This window comes from Desulfuromonas sp., assembly GCA_002869615.1.
Classification (GTDB): Bacteria; Desulfobacterota; Desulfuromonadia; order Desulfuromonadales; family UBA2294; genus BM707.
On the sequence record PKUH01000091.1, the window covers coordinates 50,689 to 73,932 of the forward strand.

The following is a 23,244-nucleotide window of genomic DNA, read 5'->3' on the forward strand; positions in this document are numbered from 1 at the left end:
AATATTAGCCTATTTGAATGCATTAGCCAATCATACCTTCAATGAATAGTGACAAACAAAAGATGATGGCAGAAACAGACAGGGAGCTTCTCGGCACTCTCCAGCGCCGGAATGAAGAATTATCGACCCTGGTCGAAATCGGCAAGGCGTTGACTTCGACCCTGAGTCGTGAGGATGTCCTCAACGTTGTCATGGAGAAGGTCAGTCTTCTGCTCCATTCGAAGCTCTGGTCACTGCTTCTTGTTGATGAAAAAACCGGCGAAATGACCTTTGAGATCGCGGTCTCACCGGCCGCCGAGAGGTTGAAGGGGCTACGCCTGAAGAAGGGCGAAGGGATTGCCGGCTGGGTCGCCGAACATGGCGAGCCGCTGCTGATTCCGAATGTCAATGAAGACAGCCGCTTTTCTTCCCAGGTCGACGAAGCGACCTCCTACAGCACCAAATCAATCATCTGCGTTCCCCTGAAAAGCAAAAACCGGATTCTCGGCGTCATCGAGCTGATCAATTCCGAAGAGGAAGGGACCTTTACCAAAAATGATCTGCCGATTCTGACAACGATTTCTGATTATGTTGCCATTGCCATCGAGAACGCTCTCTACTTTGAGAAGATCAATGAACTGATTATCACCGATGATCTGACCGAGCTTTATAATTCACGCCATTTCAACGAACTGATCGATTACGAACTTGAACGGGCCCGACGTTACGGTACCTTCCTCTCTATCGTTTTTTTCGATCTCGACTACTTCAAAACGGTCAACGATACCCACGGCCATCTTGTCGGCAGCCGTATTCTCAGTGAAATCGGAGCCCTGGTTAAAAAGTACACCCGTCGCGTCAATCTCGCAGCCCGTTACGGCGGCGATGAATTTGTCATGCTTCTCCCCAACACCGACAAGGAGGGAGCAATCAAGATGGCCGGCGATCTTCTCGATATCATCCGCGAGAACCCCTTCAAGGCCGACGATGAAACCCCGATCAACCTGACGGCCAGTTTTGGTGTAGCAACCTTCCCGGTTGACGCCGACGATAAAAACGAACTGGTCCGCCTCGCCGACAAGGCTATGTACGCGGTCAAGGAAAATGGTCGCAATGGCGTTGCCGGCGCCTGACCTGCGACCATCTAGGCCTGCTCATTGCCCGGAACAATAAACACCAGAACGAATAGACCCGTCGCTGCCAGGACAATCGAGGGGCCAGCTGGCGTATCGAGCAGGTAGGAGCCGAAAAGACCGGCGACAACCCCCACGCTACCGAACAGAACGGCCAGCAGCGCCATCATCTCGGGTGTGCGCGACAACTTGCGCGCCGTCGCTGCCGGAATGATGAAGAGCGAGGTCACCAGAACCAGACCAACAATTTTCATCATGACGGCAACCAGCACGGCCAGCAGGCAGACATACGCCAGCTTGACCAGGTCGACCCGGACACCCTCGACCCGGGCCAGATCTTCATGAATCGAAATCAGCAAAAGCGGCTTCCAGATTACGAAAAGTAGCACCAGGGCGATGCCGCCGCAGATAACAATCCAGATCAGATCACTTTTGCCGATCGCCAGAATATCACCAAACAGGTATCCCATCAGGTCAATCCGCACCGTTTCAAACAGCGCCAGCACAACCAGGCCCAGCGATAAACTGCTGTGCGACAGGATGCCGAGTACCGTATCCACGGCGAGCGTTTTTTGTTGCTGAAAGAGATAAAGCATGCAGGCGACCAGCAGACAAACCAGGATCACCCCAAAGTTCAGGTTGATATGCAGAAGATAGCCGAGAGCGACACCGAGCAGGGCCGAATGGGCGAGCGTATCACCAAAATAGGCGAGACGGCGCCACACAACAAAGACGCCAAATGGTGCCGCAACAATTGCAATCAGTACTCCGCCGAGCAGTGCCCGGACAAAAAAATCTTCAAACATGCGATCTCTCCGGGGTCACAACTCGTGCCGATGGCCCCGATCATGGGCATAAATAGCGAGATTCTTTGCTGCCTCCTCACCGAAAAGCTCAATGAAAGCCGGATTCCGGGTCACCATTTCCGGCGTCCCCTTGCAACAGACATGCGTATTAAGACAGATAACCCGATCGGTCGCGGCCATCACCAGGTGCAGATCGTGTGACACCATCAACACCGAGCAACCCCGCTCAGAGCGAAGCTTTTCCAGGAGTGAAAAGAATTCGACCTGGCCATGCAGGTCAACCCCCTGGGCCGGCTCATCGAGGACCAGGAGATCCGGATTACGCAACAGGGCCCGGGCCAGCAGAACCCGCTGTTGCTCGCCGCCCGACAGGCTTTGCAAGGAAGTCTTCAGCAACCGACCGGCATTAACTTCTTCGAGCGCCTGCTGGATCCGCTGACCATCGCTAACACCGGTCAACTTGAGGAAACGGTCAACATTGATCGGCAAAGTCGGCTCAACCTCAAATCGTTGCGGCAGATAACCGACCCTGATCACGGGATCGAGATGAATGCTGCCTGATGTCGGCTTCAGAAGACCGAGAGCAACCCGAACCAGGGTGGTCTTACCGGCGCCGTTCGGCCCGATAATTGTCACGACCTCACCTGATTCGATCTGCAGATCAACCTCGTGCAGAACCCGCCGCTGCTGAAATACAACCGAAATGCCTTCAGTCCGCAGCAGACTCTTTTTTTCAGCGGCAACTGTCATATTGCAAAAATCCGTGGCATAATGCTGAATCCAAAAACTGGCTGATCAGCGGGGTAAACATTTTGAAAATACGACGATTTTATCATAAGCGGCGGCTTCTGTTGCTGATTCTTTTCAGCAGCACTCTTCTGTTGCCGCGTCTCACCCAAGCCGAGGCCCTGGTCGCCGTAAGCATCAAACCGGTACATTCTCTGGTCAGTAGCCTCATGAGAGGGGTCGGACAGCCGGAATTGATTGTTTCGGCCAGCGGGTCGCCGCATGGCTACAACATGCGTCCCTCCGAAATGCGAACGCTGCAAAACGCCGCATTGATTGTCTGGATCGGACCTGAACTCGAAACGTTTCTCGACAGGCCACTCAAAAGTCGCGCCCGCAGAGACTCGGTTCTGACTCTGCTCACCGATGTCGACCGTCTAAAAATCTTGCCGGCCCGAGAGGGTGGTGCCTGGGAAGAGCCGGAGAAAAACGAACATTCACACGCCCACGCCCAGAAGGATCCACACATCTGGCTGAGCCCCGATAATGCCAGAACAATTGCTGATGCGGTGCTTGCCCGGTTACTCAATCTTGACCCGAAAAACAGTCGCATCTATCGCGCTAACCATGCAGCCCTGATTGCCCGAATTGACGCACTTGCCAAAAGATTGACAACCCTGCTCGAATCTTTATCAAATAGAAATTATATTGTGTTCCACGATGCCTACCAGTACTTTGAAGAGTCGTTCCGGCTCACGCCAATCGGTGCATTGGCTGTCGATCCTGATCGCCGCCCCGGAGCCCGGCGGCTGGCACAATTAAGGAACAGAATTATCAATTCATCGGTCAGCTGCATTTTCACCGAACCACAATTCGAACCCCGACTGGTCGAGACCCTGACTGAGGGGACCCCGGTCAGGGTTGGTGTTCTTGATCCACTCGGCGCCGACCTTGAACCCGGCCCGGAACTCTATTTTCAATTAATGGTCAGAATGGCTGACAGTCTTGTTAATTGTCTCTCTCCGGCAAAGGACAACAAGTGAAGCCCGGCAACCTGAGCCATCTTCTACGGGTGTTCCTCCCTTTCGCCCTCGGCTACTTCCTCTCTTACCTCTACCGGACCGTCAACGCTATTATTGCTCCGAACCTGGCAAGCGACATCGGCCTCGACCCGGCCAGTCTCGGCCTGCTGACCTCGGTCTACCTGCTCTCCTTTGGCCTATTTCAACTGCCCCTCGGCATGCTGCTCGATCGGTTCGGTCCACGACGGGTCGAAGCCGCCCTGTTGCTGGTTGCGGCGGCCGGTGCTTTTATTTTCAGTCAGTCAAACTCACTCTCCGGACTGATGTTCGGTCGGGCCCTGATCGGCCTCGGTGTTTCGGCCTGCCTGATGGCGGCGTTCAAAGCCTTTGCAATCTGGTTCCCACCGGAACGACTGCCTCTCGCCAACGGCGTCCAGATGATCTCCGGCGGCCTTGGTGCCCTGGCCGCAACAACCCCGGTCGAAGCGGCCCTGACAATAACCGACTGGCGCGGCGTCTTTACCGTCGTTGCGATCATGACCGTGATTGCGGCGGTGATAATTTTCCTGATTGTTCCGGAAAAAGAGGGGTCACAAAGTGGTGAAACACTCTCCGAACAGTTGCACGGAATCAGAAAGGTCCTGTCCAACCCGACCTTCTGGCGAATCGCACCGTGGGCATTTACTGCGCAGGGTGCCTATCTTTCGATCTACGGGCTCTGGTCCGGTCCCTGGCTGCATGATGTCGCCGGTTATGATCGTAGTAGCGTTGCCAGTATTCTGTCCACCGTCGCGATCGCGATGATTCTCGGCTACCTGTTGTCGGGAGCAATCGCTGATCGCCTGATCAAGCGGGGCGTCAAACCGGAGATCGTCGCCGCAACCGGGATGCTCATCTTCCTCGGGGGACAGATCCTGATGCTTTTTCCACACCCCTCCCTGACGGTTGTCTACTGGCTCTGGTTCGGCTTTTTCGGGGCGGCCTGCATCCTTCCTTACGCTGTTTTGGCCCAGCATTTTCCAACCCGGCTGATCGGCCGGGTCAACACCACCCTCAACTTGATGGTTTTCATGGCTGCTTTCTCCGCACAGTGGGGCATCGGTGTCATCATTGACTTCTGGCCGGAACAGGCCGGTGGGGGGTATGCCATTGCCGGATATCAAGCCGGTTTCGGAGTGATGGTCGGCTTGCAGGTTTTGGCGGCAATCTGGTTCCTGGCCGGGAAAATCTTTAACAAGAAAATCTCATAAATATTACAGATCGGGCCTTGCGCTGTCATTAGACGGTGCTAACATTGAATCAAAGCATCCGATTGCTGGTTTCTTACAACTGTGAGGTTTCAGGTGGAATTGAAGAATACCGGCAAATGTGCCAGTTGCCCCTACCGCGGGCGTCACATCTATGTCGTTGGTTCATTGCGTTTCGAAAGAGAACTCATGGCCCGCTTCATCGAAGCCAGTACGGCCGCGCAAGGGTTCCAGGCAGAAACCCTTGATGATGTTCCAGTCAGCAACCAGGGCATTCCGCTCGGGCAAAAAATTATCCTGATCGATACCCAGCACCTTGATCGAACCGATCTGGATTTCGTTTTCAATTCCCGTCCATGGAAAACGCTCGCGCACAACTACTTCGCCCTTTTCAACATGGTGCACGCGTATGAGCTTGAGAAAGAAGCCCTTCGTCACGGAGTACGCGGACTCCTATACCAGAACGATTCCGTAGAGGACCTGCTGAATGGAATCTGTGCCATCAACTCAGGCGAGTTATGGATATCACGGCGCATCATGTCTGAGTGCTTGCAGGAGAGTTACATAGGAAGAGATCTGCCGGAACCGGCAGAGAATCCACTGTCAGCCCGTGAAATGGAGATTATCCAATTTCTGGCCACCGGGGCATCGAATGAACTTATTGCCGATAAATTATTTATCAGCCCACACACCGTCAAAACCCATTTGCACAATATATTCAATAAAATCGATGTTAACAGCCGAGTCCAGGCTGTCCTCTGGGCCAAGAATAATCTCTAGAAAAGCTTCATCTCATACTTTCTTACGACCCGTAACCGTCCTGATCTAATCATCTCATCCGATCGGGTTATCCCCGACCGCTGACAATTACACCAGAATTTAATCCGAACGACCGATTGTGGACGACTCCCGTTGGTTAATACTTGCTAATAATAGTTGCATGTTTCCAGATTGGCTGGAGGCAGGCATCAGGGATTTCTTACAGAGCATTGATATGGTGATTCATTGTTTATTTGAGAATTCGGGTATCTCATCGCACTGCTTGATCCAGCACACAACTTGCCCGTCAATCCAATTTTTCGAAAGATGCCATATCGAAGAAAGGAGGACAACATGTTGTCAAGATCATGGAGACTATTCAGATGGGTTTCGGCCGTACTGGCGCTTGCCTTTATGTCGGGGTGCGGTGGTAGCAGTAGCAGCGAACCGGAAGCGTCATTAAACCCGGAAACCCTCGACAGCGCAGCCTCGTTTCTCGCGGCCGCAACCGGCAAAGAGAACGAGATCGGCATCGACCAGGTGGTCTTTGTCAACTCGGTTCTCGGACTCAACCAACCAGAGCAGAATCCGGCCCTGGCGGCATCGACCAGCCACGATTCATCGATGGGCTGTCTGTATGGCGATCTCTGGGTCATGTTAAGGGATGAAAATGGGGTACCGATATTAGACGAGCAGGGCTGCGAACAGCCGATTGCCTCCCAACCGATCGAATTGCCGCTCCTCGATGTAAACGGTGAGCAGGTTCTGGATGAAGAAGGTAATGCTGTCACCTGGTTTAGCGATACCGTCCCGATGAGCCTCGAAGAGTACATGGACGGGGAATTCAAGTGCGAAGTCGTTCCCGACTATATCGACTACACCATCCCGGTTGAACTGGGGCGGCTCAACATGGTGCGCTCTTCGGTCAAGAACCCCGACACCATGGCCCGGGCTTTCGAGGAGGCGATCAATAACATCAACGCCTCCGTTGAAATAAAAGCCGACCTCTCCGGACGGCTCATTCTCGTTTCCGAGAAGGACGTCCTCGACGAAGCGGGCAACGTCATCGGTAGCGAACTGGTCGAGTCAACCATCGACTCACCGCGCGAGAACCTGGCGCTTTACCGGGCGTTAATGGTGCATGGCAAGCTGGTTGGCTATGGCGTCGAAAAAATCGGCGACGAAGGCCAGGTTATTCCAGCACCGTGGCTGGAGATCAGACCCGACCTGGAACTTGGTGAGCTGTCTTACCTGCGGGATGGCACCGAAGGCCGTGATCGCGGCGTTGGCATGGTCGACGGCTACGCCGATCTGTCGGTTGCCTTCCATGCGACCGAGCTCGATTACGCCGGACGTTTTACCGATTACGTCCAGTTTCACGCGCAAGAGGATCCGCTGCCGGTTGACTACTGCCCCTACACCGACGAGAACGATGAGGTCTGGTCCCGGGTCTTTGCCAGCGATGGCTACCGCGGCGAGAACATCCGCGGCTTCTCCCGTCACGCCGACGATGCCCGGCGCATGATCGTTTTTATCCACAACATCATCCAGGATGTCCCCGATGATGGCAGCATATCCGAGCACGAAGCCTTCATCCAGACCGGCAATGATGGCCACGCCAACATGCCGGAGATCCTTTCCGGCAACGCCGCCCGGCACCTGATGTTCGAAACGACCGCCTCGGCACTCGGAGCCGCCGCCGGCAAGGAGGACCCTCTTTCGGTCGATGCCGTCGTATTTATCAACACGGTTCTCGGCATCAACGAGTTGGGCGACGTTTCCCCCCAGGACCTGTACGGCGATCTCTGGGTCCTGAAACGGGATGAGAATGGTGTACCGCTCAAGGACGACCTCGGCTGTGTCATGCCGGTTGCCTCCGAACCGATCGTCATTACCGTGATTGATGAAAACGGCGAACCGCAGACGATCGAAATGGACACGGTTCCGATGATGCTTGAAGAATACATGGACGGTCTGTTCAAGTGCGCCCCGGTGATCGGTTATGAAGACTATGTCATGGAGGTAGAAATGGGCCGGCTGAACTGTGTCCGTTCACACCTCAACAACCCCGGGAAGATGGACAAGCATCTCTATGAAGTCGTCAACCGGATCAACGCCGCTGTTGCCATCAAGCGTGACCTGTCCGGCCGTATCGTCCTGACCAGCGAGGAGAATGTCTATGATGAGTTCGGCACCATCATCGACACCAGGCTGGTCGATGCAGCGATTGATTCACCCATGGAAAACATCGCTATCTACCGGGCGTTGATGAAGTCAGGAACGCTGGAGGTGCCGGTGACCGTCAACATCGACGGCGTCAAGCAGAAATTCACCCTGGCCATCACCCAGCCCGACGCCGTCCTCGACGCCCACGGCATGGCCTATCTAAAGTACGGAGACGGGTCGATCGGCTCCCCCCGCGGGATCGGTCACCATGCCAACGGCTATGCCGACTTCGCGGAAATTTCCCACTGTCCGTGGGCTGACTACGCCGGTTGGGCGGATCCCTTTATGGGTGTGAGCGTTGACTTTGTCGAGCGTCTCGACGAATTCTGTCCCTACGGTGACCAGAACGACCTGGTTTGGACAAGAGTCCTCGGCAGTGAAGTCGGTGCCGACGGCGATGACGACAATCCGGCCAGCAACATCGCCGCGTTCGTCCAGCATGCCGACAACTCGAGGCGAGTCATTGTGTTTATACACAATGTCATCCAGGATCCGGTAGCAAGCCTCTGAATTGGTGTGAGCTGACCTTGAGGCTGCTGCCCGCCCATACTGCCATAACTTTTTTTCGGGCAATAAAGAGAAAGGGAAAAGCCAATGAAAGCAAACAAAAAAAAGTGGAAATGGCACAAAAAAGTGTTCTTGATCTTGTTCTCTTCGTGTGCAGCTTGCTTGGTTCTGAATAACTGTGGGGGTTCTTCCTCACCCTCGGTAAGCGCACTACCTTCTCCGGCGATTCAAAGTTATACCGGTGACACCTACAACGTGCTGGACTGGGAAGGCGTCGCCGAGGCGACAGGTTATAATGTCTACGCCACAAGCGATGGCAGCACGCCAACACCAGAGGCCGCATACCTGCTGGCAGCGGACGTCCAACCTCCATTCATCCACGGCGATTGGCAAAAAGATGGTCAATGGGTCACCGGTGATGGTCCCCTTGAGGGCGGTTTTACTTACCGTTATGTTGTCACTGCTCGCTTCGGTGACACGGAAGGCCCCTGTTCGAACTGCGTCACCTGCGTGCTGGAACTTCCCGGTAGCGGAATCTGGCGGGTCGAGGGCCTGGGCAACAACCTCTCCGTTCCGATATTGTTTTCAGAAGGTCGTGGACTCAGTGGTCTCGTGGTGACCGAAACCGATACGGAATACCCGATATTTGAAAATACCGGTTTGCGCACGCCAACTGTGGTCAAGATTGACGGAGAGGCGGTCTACACCGATCCTGCCATGATTTTCGATGACGCCGTTGCAGGGGAGATCACAACTCAACCCTTGCTGTTTGAGGATGACCTGATCCCGGCCTTCGATATGACGACAATGTCTTTTACCGGCGAGGAAGCCTATGCACAGGGGACCGATTCGATCTGGCAGGCTGACTGGCTCGATGGTGTTAATGAAACACAGTATGTCAATGCCAAGTGGGGTGACAACATCACCGGACACCAATGGACAGTTAACCAGGATGTCCTCCGGGTTGAAGTCAACCTGACCCAGGATATCACCCCGGACACCATGACCGGTTTTGACATGATCAGTCTTTTCGGTGGCAAGTATGCCGAGTTCATGGGAGCAACCGGGGCAGCCAGCGAGGCCACAAGCCGGGTTGTCTACTCTCCGCACGCGCGCCTGCAAATTGAAAAAATGGATCATAACTCTGCCGATCCACCCGCAACATGGGACGGTATCGGGGTCGTCGGTGAGCCGCTGCATGATCATGCGGTCTGGGAGAATTATTTTACCGCCGACTCAGAGAGTACCTTCCGCTTCGGGGCCGAAATCAACGGAGCCGGCAGTCTGACCTACGGTTACGTCTGGATGGTGAAGAACGATCAGGTCCAGCCCGGCTGGTATCGTCTCACCCTTCGTTTCGATCCGGTTGCTGACTGTACAACGAAGATCGCCCCGATTGTTGCAGCAGCCGTCGAAAGTGAACCGGAAGAAGAGCTTTTCACCGATCCGGACATTCCGGTAAACACCCGTCTCGACACCTCACCCGGACAACTGGCGGCGGAGCCGGATGGCGAAGGGCCACTTTTTGAAACCCTGCTGGTACCAGACTCGCACCCTGATGCTCCTGCAGACGCCTACATGAGCGTCCTGCATATTTATCTGGCTCCCGGCAATTGAAAGAACGGCCTTAAAAAAGCAGGGGCCGAAAGGCCCCTGCTTTAAGCTATTCAATAATTTTTCCCCGGTTCCCCTGTTGCCAGATTGACCCCTTTTTTCGGTGGAACCGTTGAGGGGGCCGTGAGGCCCCCATTCAGTTAATTCGGTGGAAACCCGAAAATTTGCGGCCAGACAACCAGTATTCCGAGGACTATTACCTGCAGGATGATAAACGGAATAACCCCGTAATAAATGTCGGTCGTCTTGACGCCCTCCGGGGCCACCCCCTTGAGATAGAAGAGCGAAAAACCGAACGGCGGCGTTAAGAATGAGGTCTGCAGATTCATGGCGACGAGGATCGCATACCAGATCGGATCAATGCCGAGGGTGGCGGCAATCGGCGCCAGGATCGGTACGATAATGTAGGAGATCTCGACAAAGTCGATGAAGAAACCGAGGACCATGATCGCCACCATCGAGAGGATCAGGAAACCCCACTTCTCGCCCGGCAGTCCCAACATAAAGTCTTCGACCAGCCAATCACCGCCGGTGTAGGTAAAAACCATCGAGAAGGCGGTGGCGCCGATCAGGATAGCGAAAACCATGGCGGTTATCTTGACCGTCTCCAGAGAACTGTCCCATAGCATTTTAACATTGAGCTGTTTATACATCGCCGCCAAAACGATGGCACCGACACCACCGACAGCTGACGATTCGGTCGGCGTCGCTACACCGGTGAGGATCGATCCGAGAACGAGGATGATCAGGATCAGCGGCGGGATGATTGCCATCAGGGCATGCAGGATCTGCTGTCTTTTGCTGCCCCGCGCCCCTTCGATCTTGATCGGTGGTGCCAGGTCTTTCTTGAGCCAGGTCAGAATCGTAATGTAAACCACGTAAAAAACAACCAGGGTCAGGCCGGGCCAGAAGGCGGCCTTGAACAGATCACCGACCGGTTCCTGGAAAACATCGCCGAGGATAATCAGGATAATCGAAGGCGGAATAATCTGTCCGAGGGTCCCGGCGGCACAGATCGCCCCGGTCGCCAGCTTCTTGTCGTAATTGTATTTGAGCATAACCGGCAGGGAGATGACCCCCATCGCAACGACACTGGCGCCAACAACGCCGGTCGAGGCCGCTAAAAGAGCACCGACCAGAACGGTTGAGATCGCAATGCCGCCCCGGATTTCACCGAACAGAAAACCCATCTATTCGAGCAGGCGTTCTGCCAGTTTCGACTTCTGCAGAACAATCCCCATGAAGATAAACAGCGGAATCGCCATCAGGATGGTATTGTTCATGATCGCCCAGATCCGATGCGGCATCATGGCAAAGATAGAGGTCCCTTCGGCAAACAGCCCGAAGATAACCGCAACACCACCAAAGGTGAAGGCAACGGGGAACCCCAGCAGCAACAAGGCCAGGGCGGCGGCAAACATAACAAGACCTATCATCGCAATCTACTCTCTATAGGGCAAAGACACAAAGTCTGAATCGGCACAAAACTGACTAAAGAACTTCATCTTCAAGTTTTCGTTCCTGAAGTGTTTTTTCTCCCCGGAAAACCCTGACGTTGCGGATCACAAATCCGGCCGCCGCGACGATCAGGAAAACAAACGCTACCGGAATCACCGATTTAATCAGGTAACGATGGGTCAAACCGCCCGGATCGCCGCTGATTTCTCCCTGGGTATAGGCTTCATGCACGAACCAGGTCGAACCGTTGGCAATTAAAACTGCCAGAGGAATAAGAAAGATGAAGGTTCCGGCGATATTGACGATCGCCTTCCATTTCGGGCTGAAACGGTCGTAAAGGATATCGACCCGGACATGGCCATCGTCCTTCAGGGCGTAGGCAATTCCGAGAAGAAAGACCACGGAAAAGATGTGCCATTCCATCTCCTGCATGGCAATCGAGCCGGTACGAAAGAAATAGCGCATGATGGCATCGTAAAAAACATTGGCCAGCATGACAAACATCAGAAATCCGGCAATCCAGCCGAGAACATCGGAGAAACGGTCGATTGAGCGTTCAATTCGATCCAGCATATGGATTATCTCTTAAAGTAAAAATAGAAGAGGCTCCCGGCCGTTGACGGCCGGGAGCCGATGAACATCTTACAGGTTGTCTTTCAGATAAGCATAATCAGAAATTTCGGTCCACTTGCGGACTTTCTTCATATACTCCTTTTGCGAGTCATAAATCTTTTTAAAGGTCGCGTCCTTGGCTGCGGTCGCTTCGAGCAGCTCGGTATTGGCCTTCTTCATCGCTGCAATAACCTCTTTCGGGAAGGTCCTAATCTTGACGTCCGGATACTCCTTCTCGATCTTGGCCCAGTTTACAGCGCTGTCGTTGTAAGAACGGGCATACATGTCATAAGCGGCGAACTTCATCGCTGTTTCAACGATTGCCTGAAGGTGCTCCTGCAGGGCGTCGAACTTCTTCTGGTTGACCAGGAATTGCAGTTCGGTTGCCGGCTCATGCCAGCCGGTGTAATAGAACGGCGCGATCTTGTGGAAGCCCATGTTGAGATCGAGAGACGGGCCGACCCACTCGAGAGCATCGATCGTACCGCGATCAAGCGCGGTGTAAAGTTCACCGGCCGGAATGTTGGTGACGACGACGCCGAGCTTGGCCAGAACCTCACCGGCGAAACCGGGGATCCGCATCTTCAAACCTTTGAGATCCTTGAGCGACTTGATTTCCTTCTGGAACCAGCCACCCATCTGGTTGCTGGTATTACCTCCCGGGAAGGAGTAGACGCCGTGCTTGTCATAGACTTCCTTCATCAACTCCATGCCGCCGCCATAGTAGAACCAGGCGTACTGCTCGGGAGCAATCATCCCAAACGGCATGGTTGTAAAGAACATGGTATTGACATCCTTGCCCTTCCAGTAGTAGGACGCGGAATGACCCATCTCGTACTGCCCGGCCTTGACCATGTCGAGGACGCCGAACGGTGCCTTGTGCTTGTTCTTCGAGTCGATGCGGATTTCCATTTCACCGCCCGACATCTCCTTGACCAGATCGGCCATGGTTTGTACGGCATCACCAAAAATCGGGAAGTTGGTTGGCCAGGTCATGGCCAGCTTCCAGCGATACTTCGGTGCCGCATCGGCCGGGCTGACAAAACCGGCAAACGCGAAGGAAAATGCTACCAGCAAACATACGAGTAAACGACTGACTTTTTTCATCATTCCATTCCTCCTCTTCAGTTGCTACGTAGATTATCTTTCGACTCGGCACCTCTGGCCGAACCGCTTCCTGTTTAGTACAACAACAAGTTATAATGATTACCTTTTTAAGCGGTCTTGTCAAATGGCCAGACCGGTTTTCATGATTAAATTTTCTTGACGGAACACCATGACGCGGTAAGGTTTTTTAGTACGACAACCAAAACTTGAGAAGGAGAACGAGTTTATGGCCAAGGCGATACGCATTCATCAGACCGGTGGACCGGAGGTTATGCAGTGGGAAGATATCGAGATAGCTGATCCCGGGCCAGGTCAGGTCAGGCTGAAACAGACCGCGGTCGGTCTCAATTTCATCGATGTCTACCACCGCACCGGGCTCTATCCGCTGCCGACCCTTCCGGCGACGATCGGTATGGAGGCCGCCGGTATTGTCGATGCAATCGGCGAGGGCGTCAGCGATCTCACAATCGGCGAGCGCATCGCCTACGCCAGTCCGCCGCCGGGCGCCTACGCCGAAGTCCGCCTGATGCCGGCTGATCGGGTGATCAAGTTACCGGATTCAATCAGTGACCAGCAGGCCGCGGCGATGATGCTGCAGGGGATGACGGTGCAGTACCTTTTGCGTTCAACTTACCGGGTCCAACCGGGCGACACCATCCTCTTCCACGCTGCCGCCGGCGGCGTCGGCCTGATCGCCTGTCAATGGGCGAAACATCTCGGAGCCACGGTTATCGGTACGGTCGGATCAGAAGAGAAGGCGGAACTGGCAAAAGCGCACGGCTGCGACCACACTATCCTCTATCGTGACGAAGACATTGTCGAACGGGTACAAGAGATTACCGGTGGTGAAGGGGTTCCGGTGGTTTACGATTCGATCGGCAAGGATACCTTTGAGGCTTCACTCGACTGCCTGCGCCCCCGGGGAATCCTGGTCAGTTTCGGCAACGCCTCCGGCCCGGTTCAGCCCTTCGAGCCGGGGATTCTCGCCCAGAAAGGTTCGCTCTATTTCACCCGTCCGACCCTGATGACCTACACCGCCAAACGGGAGGACCTGGCCAAATCGGCCGAGGAACTATTCGATGTGGTGGAGAGTGGTGCTGTCAAAATCGAGGTCAACCAGACCTATGCGCTCAAGGATGCGGCACAGGCGCATATCGATCTCGAGGCGAGAAAGACGACCGGATCGACGGTCTTGATCCCGTAAACAGTAAAAGGAAAACAAGAAACACTCTTTGCGTCTTTGCGTTAACAAGGTTTTGATCTTCTTCGTGTCTTGGTGCCTTGGTGGCCCGATTGGTTCTTTTCAGCTTATGTAGTAACGCTTCTGCAGCCAGAACGCCACATGCACCAATCCGATCAACGCCGGCACCTCGACCAGCGGACCGATCACGGCGGTAAACGCCACTCCCGAGTTGATTCCGAATACGGCAACGGCAACGGCGATCGCCAGCTCGAAGTTGTTTCCTGATGCAGTGAACGCAATGGTCGCCGTCTTTGAGTAGTCCGCCCCCGCCTTGACCCCCATGGCGAAACTGACCAGGAACATGATGACGAAGTAGATCAGCAGCGGAATGGCGATCCGCACGACATCCATCGGAATAGAGACGATCAATTCACCTTTCAGGCTGAACATGACAACAATGGTGAAAAGCAGGGAGACCAACGTGATCGGGCTGATCTTCGGGATAAAAACATCCTCATACCATTGACGCCCCTTGAGCGGGATCAGACTGTAACGGGTGATGATGCCGGCCAGAAACGGGATGCCGAGATAAATAAATACTGATTCAGCAATCTGGCCGATGGTGATTTCGACAATCGCCCCTTCGAGACCGAGCAACGGCGGCAACACGGTAATAAAGAGCCAGGCGTAGATGCTGTAGAAGAAAACCTGGAAGATCGAGTTGAAGGCGACCAGGCCGGCGCAGTACTCGGTATTTCCATGGGCCAGCTCATTCCAGACGATAACCATGGCGATACATCTCGCCAGGCCGATCATGATCAGGCCGACCATGTACTCCGGGTAGCCGGAGAGGAAGGATATCGCCAGCACAAACATCAGAATCGGACCGATGATCCAGTTCTGCAGAAGGGAAAGCCCGAGAATCTTCTTGTTGCGGAAGACTTGGCCGAGTTCCTCATACCTGACCTTGGCCAGCGGCGGATACATCATCAGGATCAGGCCAATGGCAATCGGAATGTTGGTCGTACCAACAGAAAACGCGTTCACAAACCCTTTGACTCCGGGAAAGAGCCAGCCAGTGCCGACCCCGATAAACATCGCCAGAAAAATCCAGAGAGTCAGGTAACGGTCGAGAAAAGAGAGTTTCTTTGTCAGTCCGTGTTCCATACCAACCTCCGCATTGAATATTAACCTTCGGACGTGACCTTCCCCCGCGGCAGTCTTAATGAGATCAGGCCGGCGACCAGGACGAAACCGGCCGACACCCAGAGACAGGCGACCAGTCCGCCGATTTGATAGACAACCCCGGAGAGCAGTGTGCCGACCAACCGGCCAGCGGCGTTGGCCATATAGTAGAAGCCGACATTGAGGGCCGCCTGGTCCGACTCGGTGTAAGCGAGAACCAGGTAGCTGTGAACCGAGGAGTTGACAGCGAAGACCAGGCCGAACAAACCGAGACCGGTGACAACCGTCAGCCAGGGTGACAGATCGAAATGAACGCCGATGGCGATCAGGGCAGTAAGGCCGGCCAGAAGAAACGCTCCGGCCGTGGCGGTGCCGCCCCGTGGCGAGCCACCAGCCAGAGCCCCCTTGAGCAGGCCGGGCGCCAGCGCCTGCACACCGCCGTAACCAATCACCCATAGAGCGAGAAAGCCGCCGACCTCGGCATGGCTCCAGCCGAGACTGGCCGAGAGAAATACCGGCAGGCCGACCACAAACCAGATATCACGCGAACCGAACAGAAACATCCGGGCCGCAGATAGCAGGTTGATATCACGGCTTTTCGAAAGAATCGTTGAAAATTTAACCTTAACCCTGGCCTGGCCCATCTCCTTCGGCAGTGAGAACACCGTCGCCAGCAGAACGAACGCCAGCCCGACCGCCATGGCGACCAGGGAGCCGGCAAAACCGAGCCAGGTCAGGAACAGGCCACCGAGAAAAAAACCGGCCCCCTTCAGGGCGTTCTTTGAACCGGTCAGAATCGCCACCCATTTAAACAGAACACTGTCAGCATCTTTCGGAACCAGCACCTTGATGGCGCTCTTCGAGCTCATCTTGGTCAGATCCTTGGCTACCCCGGAGAGCGCCTGCGCCCCCATAACGTAGGCCACCGAAAGTGCTACCGACCAGTTCGGGTCGAGCATGGCGAGTGCCGTAAGGGCTGCGATCTGCAATAACAGGCCGGAAAAGAGGGTGATTTTGAGTCCGAAATGTGAACCGATCCAACCACCGATCAGGTTGGTGACCACCCCGCAGAATTCATAGAGCAGGAAGAGGAAGGCAATCTGTACCGCCGTGTATCCAAGCTCATGGAAGTGCAAGAGGACCAACATGCGCAGGGCGCCGTCGGTCAGGGTAAAGCCCCAGTAGGCGGCCGTGACCAGGGTGTAATTGCGAAGATCGACCATTATAAGTCCGCAGCCACCTTCCTGCAGAGTTCCATCATGCGATGCACATAACCCATCTCGTTGTCGTACCAGGCGAGAATTTTCAGCTGGGTCCCATCGACCACCATGGTCGAGGGAGCATCGATGATCGACGAGCGCGGATCGCTCTTGAAATCGATCGAGACCAGCGGCCGCTCCTCGACTCCGAGAATCCCCTTGAGATAGGTCGCCTCGGCCTCCTTGAACAAACCATTGATCTCGTCTTCGGTCACCGGCCGCTTCATTTCGAAGACCGCGTCGGTGATCGAGGCATTGAGCAGCGGCACCCGAACGGCATGGCCGTTGAGTTTCCCCTTGAGTTCGGGATAGATCATGGTGATAGCGGTCGCCGATCCGGTGGTGGTCGGGATCAGCGACAGGCTCGCGGCCCGGGCCCGGCGCAGGTCCTTGTGCGGCGCATCGACGATGATCTGGGTATTGGTCTGGTCGTGGATGGTGGTGATCACGCCATGCTCGATGCCGATCTTCTCGTGCAGGACCTTGACCACCGGGGCGAGGCAGTTGGTGGTGCAGGAAGCGGCGGTCAGCAGATCATGCCTGGCCGGTTCATAGAGATCGTCGTTTACCCCCATGACGATGTTCAGCGCCCCCTTTTTGACCGGCGCCGCGACGATCACCTTTTTCACTCCCCGGTCGAAGTAGGGCTGCAGTAGCTCAGCTGTCCGGAATTTGCCGGACGCTTCGATCACGATATCGACGTCGAGAGAACTCCAGTCGACCTCGCTCGGCGCCGAAGCCGCACTGAAGCCGATCCGTTCGCCATCGATCAGGACACTTTCGGAAGTCGCTTCGATCTTCCGGTCCCAGCGACCGTGCACCGAGTCGAACTCGAGCAGGTGGGCGGCCGCTTCCGGCCCGCCCTTGATCTCGTTGATATGTACTATTTCCAGCTCCGGCCAATCCCAGGCTGCCCGCAGGGCCAGCCGACCCATCCGTCCGAAGCCGTTGATGCCGACACGAACACTCATCTCTTTACCCCCTTCAAACGTTTTAACAAGCCTGCCCATTCTGTCTGTCGTGAAAAGCATTGAGCCGCTGCCGGGCAACAGCATTTTGCGGGTGTCCGGAAAGCATCTGCTTCAGGGCAGGAACCAGGGCCTCGACCAGGGAATCTTTGTCCTCGGAAAGGCGATAATACATCCAGACCCCCTTGCGGCGGTCCTGCAGCCAGCCGCTGTTCCTGAGATAGGAGAGATGCCGGGAGACCGTCGACTGCGGCAGCTCGAGCGCCGCCACCAGCTCGCAGACGCAGAGCTCACCGTCAAGCAGCAACGCCAGGATACGGAGGCGGGTTGCATCGCCGAGGGCCTTGAATATTTGCGCTTCGCTTTTCACAAAACCCTTATATCCGGATAAGCGGATTTATTCAACAGAAAAAAATGCCGGCACTGCCGGCAAAAACATAAGGAAGGTCCGGGCATCACTCCTGCTGAATGATCGTCATTTCGACGCTGCGAACGTCGAACTCGATGGTGATGGAAACGTCGCCGTCGAGCATGGCAGCATACGTCAACAGTCCGTCCTCAAGAAGATTTTCCATTTCCCGCGGAGTCCGGGTCGTTACGGTTAACTCGGTCATACCGCCGCCCATATCATCGAATACGAGGTCAGCATGCGGCGTATCGGCGACCATGGTGTCGATCATTTCATAAATCTCCTCGTCGACGATCCCTTCAGCGGCATGATGGGCAAAAACCGGCATGGCCACGCACAACAGAATTCCGACAAGTGTCACATACATCTTCTTCATCTTTTCTCTCCTTTTCATGGTTAGTTTTTCTTAATACCTATCAGACGGTCCGGGAGAAAAAGAGATGACACGGGTTTGCAGAAAATGGTATCGACGGTTTCAAATAACCTTTATCGCCTTGTATATTCGGAAATCAACTAATACAATTCTAACAATTCACCACTAAGCTTCAGGATATGGGAAACATGCCGCACGTACTGATCATCGAAGACGAAGAGGACATCCTCGCCCTGGTCCATTACAACTTTATCCGTAATGGCTACCGCGCCGACCTGACAACCAGCGGTGAAGACGGACTGGCGATGGCCCGGCAGCTCAAACCGGACCTGATCATTCTCGATCTGATGCTCCCCGGAATCGATGGTCTCGAAATCTGCCGCCGGCTCAAGGAAGAAAAAGCGACCCGGATGATTCCGATCATCATGCTCACCGCCAAAGGTGAAGAAGAAGATATTGTCAAGGGTCTGGAGATAGGCGCGGACGACTACATTCCCAAGCCATTCAGCCCGCAGGTTCTACTGGCCCGGGCCAAAACCGTATTGCGCCGCATCGGCTCTTCCGGCAGCACGGAGAAGGATGCCCCGATCGAAATCGGTGAGCTGATGATTCACCCCGGCCGCAACGAAGTCCGGATCGATGATCAGCCGATCAACCTCACCTTCACCGAATTCCAGGTCCTCGCCCTGCTCGCCCGCCGACCGGGCTGGGTCTTCACCCGCGGCCAGATCGTCGATGCCGTCCGTGGCGAGGATTATGCTGTTACCGAACGTTCAGTCGATGTTCAGATCGTCGGCCTGCGCAAAAAACTGAAGAGTTTTGGCTCATACATTGAAACAGTTCGCGGTATCGGTTATCGCTTTAAGGACCAGGAATGAAAAAAGTCCGGCTACTCTGGCATCTATTCCCCGCTTTTCTGATTCTGACCCTCGGTGCAGTCATTGCGGTCAGCTGGTACGTCACCACCACCCTGAATGATTTTCACATCGCCCAGGTCGAAAAGAGCCTCACCGCCCAAGCGACCCTCGTCGCCGACCGGATCAGCGGCAAGCTCGATCGGAGCAATTCGCCGGATCTCGATGCATTGAGCAAGAGACTCGGCAGGGAAACCGAAACACGCATTACCATTATCCTGCCCAACGGTGAGGTCCTGGCGGATTCGAAAGAGGATCCGGCCCGGATGGACAATCACGCCCGTCGGCCTGAAGTCGCTGCCGCCCTGCTCGGCAAAACAGGCGTATCGACACGCTACAGCCGAACGCTTTCGCAGAACCAGATGTATGTTGCCTTGCCGGTGATAGCGGATGCTGAAATAGCCGGAGCTGTCCGTACGGCTATCCCGGTGACCGAGATTGATGCCACCCTCGCCGCCGCCCATGGCGAGATTGCCGGGGCCGGGCTTCTGGTAGCGATTGTCCTGGCCATCATCTCTCTCCTGCTGGCCCGCCGCATCACCCGGCCGCTCGAGCAGATGCGCCAGGGAGCTGAAAAGTTTGCTATCGGCGAGCTCGCAAGAAGGCTGCCGACTACCGGGGCCGAAGAGGTCGCCGCCCTCGCTGCATCGCTCAACAACATGGCAGCCCAGCTCGACGAACGCTTCCAGACCGTTATCCGTCAGCGCAATGAACTGGAGGCGGTTCTGACCAGCATGATCGAAGGGGTTCTGGCGGTCGACAATCATGAGCAGATTTTACGAATCAACCGGGCCGGCGCCGAACTTTTCGAGACCGATATTCAGAAGGCGGTCGGCCGCCCGGTACAGGAGGTACTGCGCAAGGCAGAACTGCAACAGTTCATTGCCGATTCACTGCAAGCAAAAAATCCGATAGAGAGGGACCTGATGCTGCTATCCGGCAACTCTGAGATCCAGCTGCAGGCCCACGGATCACCACTTCTTAATGCAAATAAACAGAAAATCGGCACCCTGGTAGTAGTCAATGACGTCACCCGGTTGCGGCGACTCGAAAACCTGCGCCGTGATTTCGTCGCCAATGTCTCCCATGAGCTGAAGACTCCGATCACAGCAATCAAGGGCTGGGCCGAAACCCTGCGCGAGACCGATGACTCGCTATCCGAGGAGCAGCAACGACCAGTCGAAATCATTGTCCGCCAGGCCGATCGGCTCAATGCCATCATTAACGATCTACTCAATCTGTCGCGCCTCGAGCAAGAACAGGATCAGGCCGGAATCGATATTCAGATAACAGCCGTTCGGCCGGTGATTGAAGCGTCTATCCAGGCCTGCAGTGTTGAAGTCAAAAAAAAGGGAATCGAGATCATCGTTCATTGCTCAGATGAACTTCAAATGGAAGCCAACCCGCAATTAATTGAGCAGGCGTTGATCAACCTGTTGAACAATGCAATCAAGTATAGCGATGACAAGGTAAGGATAATCGTTGAGGCGGTAGAAGATCAATCGGGTCTGTACCTGAAGGTTCGCGACTTCGGCTGCGGCATTCCGGAGGAACATCTGCCACGCCTCTTTGAACGCTTCTACCGGGTCGATACGGCCCGCAGCCGCGAGATGGGCGGAACCGGTCTCGGCCTGGCAATCGTCAAACATATCGCCCAGATTCACAAAGGGAAAGTGGAGGTTTACAGCAGGTTAAGCGAAGGGACCACCTTTACCCTGGTCCTCCCCCGGAAAGATGCAGAGGAAACCGACTGAAGCGGATTACCCTACCTGATCCGCCTGATGATCACCTTTTCCTCCTGAAAGATATCACTGCGACTCAAATCATGAACCGGCTGCAGGTACATGTTCCGAAGCACGTCATCGAAGGCCTCCGGCATTTTATTCCCCTCGAGAAATATCAGCGGGAATAACGGCATCCAGGTCACAACCTTTGCGCTGTCGACGTACTCCTGCCGCCACAACGAGACACCCTTCGAATCAATAAGTTCGGCCACCATGGTCCAGCGCTTGACCTCAACCCCGGGAAGCAGGGTCAGGGTCATATCACTGAGCAGACTGGAAAAGGCCGCGAGAAACTGCTTCCCATGAGGATGAACGGAGTAGACCAGTTTGAAAGTTCCGGGGGAGATCGACCGGCCAGCGACAATATCAAACAGCTCGGAATCGCCGACAATCCGGCGGGCCGCCGCCTGTTGCTGTCTCAGCATGTTGAGCGAATCAAGATCGTCGCTGTCGACCGGCTCATCCGGAGCCCATTGAAAGACGAACAAAACCGGGACCGGTTTCTTGACCGTTACCGGGCCGGCCGAATCGATGTTCGGCAGTTCGTTCCCCTTGATAACGGCACACCCCGAAGCCAGAAGCAACAGAGTCAGGCTTAAGATGAGGAAAACGATATGTTTTTTTCTTTGCATAATGTGAACCCACGTTTCTTATCGGTCAGCCGACCTTATCCGGATGTTCACGACGAATCGCCTGAATAACTTCATCGAGTTTTTGCAGGAACCGCGACCGATCACTCTTTTTTAGCGGGGCAGGTCCGCCGGTGATCTACCCCGATTCCCGAAGTTCCGACATCAAATCTCGCGTCGCCACGACATCACCGATGCTACCTTCGGTGAACGGGATTCCGGTTGTCCCGATAACCTTCGCATCTTTCTTCAGACAACGACTGGCAAGGGGAATATCGGCGGTAACGACAATATCACCTTCCTGCACGTTGTCGACAATCCAGTCATCGGCTGCATCGAAGCCGTCATCAACAAGTTCCAGCGAGACCGATCCCTCATTCGGAATCCGCATCCAGGAGTTGGCGACCAGGGTCACATTGAGGCGATATCGGCCGGCAACGCGATAAACTTCATTTTTGACCGGGCAGGCATCGGCGTCTATGTATATATGTAGCAAATGAAAACCTCTTTATCACGAGTCACTAACAATTGGTGTCAGGGGGCCCGCCAAGTTCGAATACTTAACAGCCACCATCGGCATCGATGGTGGCTGTTAATAAATCTATGCCGCTTGCCTCCTTGATGACAACAACGACACTATATGTTTTTTCAACGAGGCAGTAAAGTTATCTAATCCTTACAGGATATGCCGTACGATCTTCCCTTCGATCAGATAAACAACATCCTCGGCGATATTGGTTGCCAGGTCGGCGATCCGCTCAAGGTAGCGCGAAATAGACAGGTAGTTGATCTGCGCGTCCATCTCGTCGGTGTTCTCCCTGATCTTTTCCTTGATCGCACTGAAAGCATCCTTGTGCATCTGGTCGACCTCGTCGTCGAGACGAATCGCCTCGTTGGCGAGTTTGATATCGTAGTTGACCAGGGCGTCGAGCGCCTTCTCGAGCATCAATTCGACCTTTTCGGCCATTTTTTCGAGATCAAACGGTGCCTGTTTAGCTTTGTTGTTAACCAGATCGACGGTGCGGGCGGCCATATTGGCCGCGAGATCGCCAATCCGCTCGAGATCGTTGTTGATCTTGAGCACGGCGACGATGAAGCGGAGGTCGGCCGCCACCGGCTGGTGCAGAGCGAGGATCTTCAGGCAATCCTCTTCAAGCTCGACTTCCCGCTGGTTGACTTCAAGATCCTTCTGGATGATTTTTCTGGCCAGCTCGGTATCGCGCTTTTCCAGGGCGATGACCGCCTGTTTGACGCTCTCCTCGACCACGGCGGCGAGCGCCAGAATCGTTTTTTTCAGCTTGCCGATTTCTCGTTCCATGTGTCCAGTCATATCTTTTCCCTCAA

General features: G+C 54.8%; 20 protein-coding genes and 2 pseudogenes. 9 read left to right on the forward strand and 13 right to left on the reverse strand.

Annotated elements, in window-relative coordinates; all coding sequences use genetic code 11:
- The first annotated feature begins 41 nt into the window (after positions 1–41).
- Positions 42–1,112 carry a sensor domain-containing diguanylate cyclase gene (locus C0623_08920; GenBank protein ID PLX99611.1) on the forward strand — a complete coding sequence of 357 codons (1,071 nt, stop codon included), beginning with the start codon at positions 42–44 and terminating at the stop codon, positions 1,110–1,112.
- 11 nt (positions 1,113–1,123) lie between these two features.
- Here the strand turns inward: C0623_08920 and C0623_08925 are convergent, their stop codons facing one another.
- Entirely contained in the window at positions 1,124–1,918 is a 795-nt protein-coding gene (locus C0623_08925) for a hypothetical protein (protein ID PLX99612.1), read from the reverse strand.
- Between the two features lie 15 nt (positions 1,919–1,933).
- Positions 1,934–2,668: a zinc ABC transporter ATP-binding protein ZnuC gene (locus tag C0623_08930; GenBank protein ID PLX99613.1), complete on the reverse strand. Its 735-nt coding sequence runs from the start codon at positions 2,666–2,668 to the stop codon at positions 1,934–1,936.
- A gap of 206 nt (positions 2,669–2,874) precedes the next feature.
- Between C0623_08930 and C0623_08935 the strand changes: the two genes are divergently transcribed.
- The 5 genes from C0623_08935 to C0623_08955 all read left to right on the forward strand — a co-directional run bounded on the left by C0623_08935 (position 2,875) and on the right by C0623_08955 (position 10,022).
- Positions 2,875–3,687 carry a zinc ABC transporter substrate-binding protein gene (locus C0623_08935; GenBank protein ID PLX99675.1) on the forward strand — a complete coding sequence of 271 codons (813 nt, stop codon included), beginning with the start codon at positions 2,875–2,877 and terminating at the stop codon, positions 3,685–3,687.
- Positions 3,657–4,916 (forward strand): MFS transporter, encoded by a 1,260-nt coding sequence (locus C0623_08940; GenBank protein PLX99614.1) that lies wholly within the window; start codon positions 3,657–3,659, stop codon positions 4,914–4,916. The genes C0623_08935 and C0623_08940 overlap by 31 nt, the downstream gene beginning before the upstream one ends.
- Before the next feature lie 186 nt (positions 4,917–5,102).
- Positions 5,103–5,693 carry a DNA-binding response regulator gene (locus C0623_08945; protein PLX99615.1) on the forward strand — a complete coding sequence of 197 codons (591 nt, stop codon included), beginning with the start codon at positions 5,103–5,105 and terminating at the stop codon, positions 5,691–5,693.
- A gap of 393 nt (positions 5,694–6,086) precedes the next feature.
- Positions 6,087–8,408: a hypothetical protein gene (locus C0623_08950; protein PLX99616.1), complete on the forward strand. Its 2,322-nt coding sequence runs from the start codon at positions 6,087–6,089 to the stop codon at positions 8,406–8,408.
- A 252-nt stretch (positions 8,409–8,660) separates the two neighbouring features.
- The gene (locus C0623_08955; protein PLX99617.1) at positions 8,661–10,022 is read left to right on the forward strand and encodes a hypothetical protein; all 1,362 of its coding nucleotides are present in this window, start codon (positions 8,661–8,663) and stop codon (positions 10,020–10,022) included.
- A gap of 137 nt (positions 10,023–10,159) precedes the next feature.
- Here C0623_08955 and C0623_08960 read toward each other — a convergent pair.
- The 3 genes and pseudogenes from C0623_08960 to C0623_08970 form a co-directional block, all read right to left on the reverse strand.
- Positions 10,160–11,455: pseudogene (locus C0623_08960) on the reverse strand (C4-dicarboxylate ABC transporter).
- A 55-nt stretch (positions 11,456–11,510) separates the two neighbouring features.
- Positions 11,511–12,050 (reverse strand): C4-dicarboxylate ABC transporter permease, encoded by a 540-nt coding sequence (locus C0623_08965; protein ID PLX99618.1) that lies wholly within the window; start codon positions 12,048–12,050, stop codon positions 11,511–11,513.
- Between the two features lie 69 nt (positions 12,051–12,119).
- Entirely contained in the window at positions 12,120–13,196 is a 1,077-nt protein-coding gene (locus tag C0623_08970; GenBank protein PLX99676.1) for an ABC transporter substrate-binding protein, read from the reverse strand.
- 226 nt (positions 13,197–13,422) lie between these two features.
- Between C0623_08970 and C0623_08975 the strand changes: the two genes are divergently transcribed.
- Positions 13,423–14,400 (forward strand): quinone oxidoreductase, encoded by a 978-nt coding sequence (locus C0623_08975; protein PLX99619.1) that lies wholly within the window; start codon positions 13,423–13,425, stop codon positions 14,398–14,400.
- A 99-nt stretch (positions 14,401–14,499) separates the two neighbouring features.
- Here the strand turns inward: C0623_08975 and arsB are convergent, their stop codons facing one another.
- The 5 genes from arsB to C0623_09000 all read right to left on the reverse strand — a co-directional run bounded on the left by arsB (position 14,500) and on the right by C0623_09000 (position 18,576).
- Positions 14,500–15,546 (reverse strand): arsenical-resistance protein, encoded by a 1,047-nt coding sequence (arsB, locus tag C0623_08980; GenBank protein PLX99620.1) that lies wholly within the window; start codon positions 15,544–15,546, stop codon positions 14,500–14,502.
- Between the two features lie 20 nt (positions 15,547–15,566).
- Positions 15,567–16,787 carry an MFS transporter gene (locus C0623_08985; protein ID PLX99621.1) on the reverse strand — a complete coding sequence of 407 codons (1,221 nt, stop codon included), beginning with the start codon at positions 16,785–16,787 and terminating at the stop codon, positions 15,567–15,569.
- Positions 16,787–17,794 carry a type I glyceraldehyde-3-phosphate dehydrogenase gene (gene gap / locus C0623_08990; protein ID PLX99622.1) on the reverse strand — a complete coding sequence of 336 codons (1,008 nt, stop codon included), beginning with the start codon at positions 17,792–17,794 and terminating at the stop codon, positions 16,787–16,789. The genes C0623_08985 and gap overlap by 1 nt, the downstream gene beginning before the upstream one ends.
- A 22-nt stretch (positions 17,795–17,816) precedes the next feature.
- The gene (locus tag C0623_08995) at positions 17,817–18,161 is read right to left on the reverse strand and encodes an ArsR family transcriptional regulator (GenBank protein PLX99623.1); all 345 of its coding nucleotides are present in this window, start codon (positions 18,159–18,161) and stop codon (positions 17,817–17,819) included.
- 85 nt (positions 18,162–18,246) lie between these two features.
- The gene (locus C0623_09000) at positions 18,247–18,576 is read right to left on the reverse strand and encodes a hypothetical protein (protein ID PLX99624.1); all 330 of its coding nucleotides are present in this window, start codon (positions 18,574–18,576) and stop codon (positions 18,247–18,249) included.
- A gap of 185 nt (positions 18,577–18,761) precedes the next feature.
- On the opposite strand from C0623_09000, the gene C0623_09005 reads away from it, so the two are divergent.
- Together C0623_09005 and C0623_09010 are read left to right on the forward strand one after the other, a co-directional pair.
- Positions 18,762–19,451, forward strand: a complete 690-nt coding sequence (locus C0623_09005) for a DNA-binding response regulator (GenBank protein PLX99625.1) — start codon at positions 18,762–18,764, stop codon at positions 19,449–19,451.
- Positions 19,448–21,241: a PAS domain-containing sensor histidine kinase gene (locus tag C0623_09010; protein ID PLX99626.1), complete on the forward strand. Its 1,794-nt coding sequence runs from the start codon at positions 19,448–19,450 to the stop codon at positions 21,239–21,241. The genes C0623_09005 and C0623_09010 overlap by 4 nt, the downstream gene beginning before the upstream one ends.
- An 11-nt stretch (positions 21,242–21,252) precedes the next feature.
- Here C0623_09010 and C0623_09015 read toward each other — a convergent pair whose 3' ends face one another.
- The 3 genes and pseudogenes from C0623_09015 to phoU form a co-directional block, all read right to left on the reverse strand.
- Complete coding sequence (locus C0623_09015) at positions 21,253–21,903, reverse strand: hypothetical protein (protein ID PLX99627.1); 651 nt, start codon at positions 21,901–21,903, stop codon at positions 21,253–21,255.
- 25 nt (positions 21,904–21,928) lie between these two features.
- Positions 21,929–22,396 (reverse strand): annotated as a pseudogene (locus C0623_09020) (YaiI/YqxD family protein).
- Between the two features lie 180 nt (positions 22,397–22,576).
- The gene (phoU, locus tag C0623_09025) at positions 22,577–23,230 is read right to left on the reverse strand and encodes a phosphate transport system regulatory protein PhoU (protein PLX99628.1); all 654 of its coding nucleotides are present in this window, start codon (positions 23,228–23,230) and stop codon (positions 22,577–22,579) included.
- Between the last annotated feature and the right edge of the window lie 14 nt (positions 23,231–23,244).

Bases quoted from the DNA above. Each gene is read 5' to 3' on its own strand.
- C0623_08985 (PLX99621.1), bottom strand. From the start codon at position 16,787: ATGGTCGATCTTCGCAATTACACCCTGGTCACGGCCGCCTACTGGGGC.
- C0623_09015 (PLX99627.1), bottom strand. From the start codon at position 21,903: ATGCAAAGAAAAAAACATATCGTTTTCCTCATCTTAAGCCTGACTCTG.
- C0623_08920 (PLX99611.1), top strand. From the start codon at position 42: ATGAATAGTGACAAACAAAAGATGATGGCAGAAACAGACAGGGAGCTT.
- C0623_08935 (PLX99675.1), top strand. From the start codon at position 2,875: ATGAGAGGGGTCGGACAGCCGGAATTGATTGTTTCGGCCAGCGGGTCG.
- C0623_08945 (PLX99615.1), top strand. From the start codon at position 5,103: ATGGCCCGCTTCATCGAAGCCAGTACGGCCGCGCAAGGGTTCCAGGCA.
- C0623_08925 (PLX99612.1), bottom strand. From the start codon at position 1,918: ATGTTTGAAGATTTTTTTGTCCGGGCACTGCTCGGCGGAGTACTGATT.
- C0623_08975 (PLX99619.1), top strand. From the start codon at position 13,423: ATGGCCAAGGCGATACGCATTCATCAGACCGGTGGACCGGAGGTTATG.
- C0623_08965 (PLX99618.1), bottom strand. From the start codon at position 12,050: ATGCTGGATCGAATTGAACGCTCAATCGACCGTTTCTCCGATGTTCTC.
- C0623_08930 (PLX99613.1), bottom strand. From the start codon at position 2,668: ATGACAGTTGCCGCTGAAAAAAAGAGTCTGCTGCGGACTGAAGGCATT.
- C0623_08950 (PLX99616.1), top strand. From the start codon at position 6,087: ATGTCGGGGTGCGGTGGTAGCAGTAGCAGCGAACCGGAAGCGTCATTA.
- gap (PLX99622.1), bottom strand. From the start codon at position 17,794: ATGAGTGTTCGTGTCGGCATCAACGGCTTCGGACGGATGGGTCGGCTG.
- C0623_08970 (PLX99676.1), bottom strand. From the start codon at position 13,196: ATGAAAAAAGTCAGTCGTTTACTCGTATGTTTGCTGGTAGCATTTTCC.
- phoU (PLX99628.1), bottom strand. From the start codon at position 23,230: ATGACTGGACACATGGAACGAGAAATCGGCAAGCTGAAAAAAACGATT.
- C0623_09010 (PLX99626.1), top strand. From the start codon at position 19,448: ATGAAAAAAGTCCGGCTACTCTGGCATCTATTCCCCGCTTTTCTGATT.
- C0623_09000 (PLX99624.1), bottom strand. From the start codon at position 18,576: ATGAAGAAGATGTATGTGACACTTGTCGGAATTCTGTTGTGCGTGGCC.
- C0623_09005 (PLX99625.1), top strand. From the start codon at position 18,762: ATGCCGCACGTACTGATCATCGAAGACGAAGAGGACATCCTCGCCCTG.
- arsB (PLX99620.1), bottom strand. From the start codon at position 15,546: ATGGAACACGGACTGACAAAGAAACTCTCTTTTCTCGACCGTTACCTG.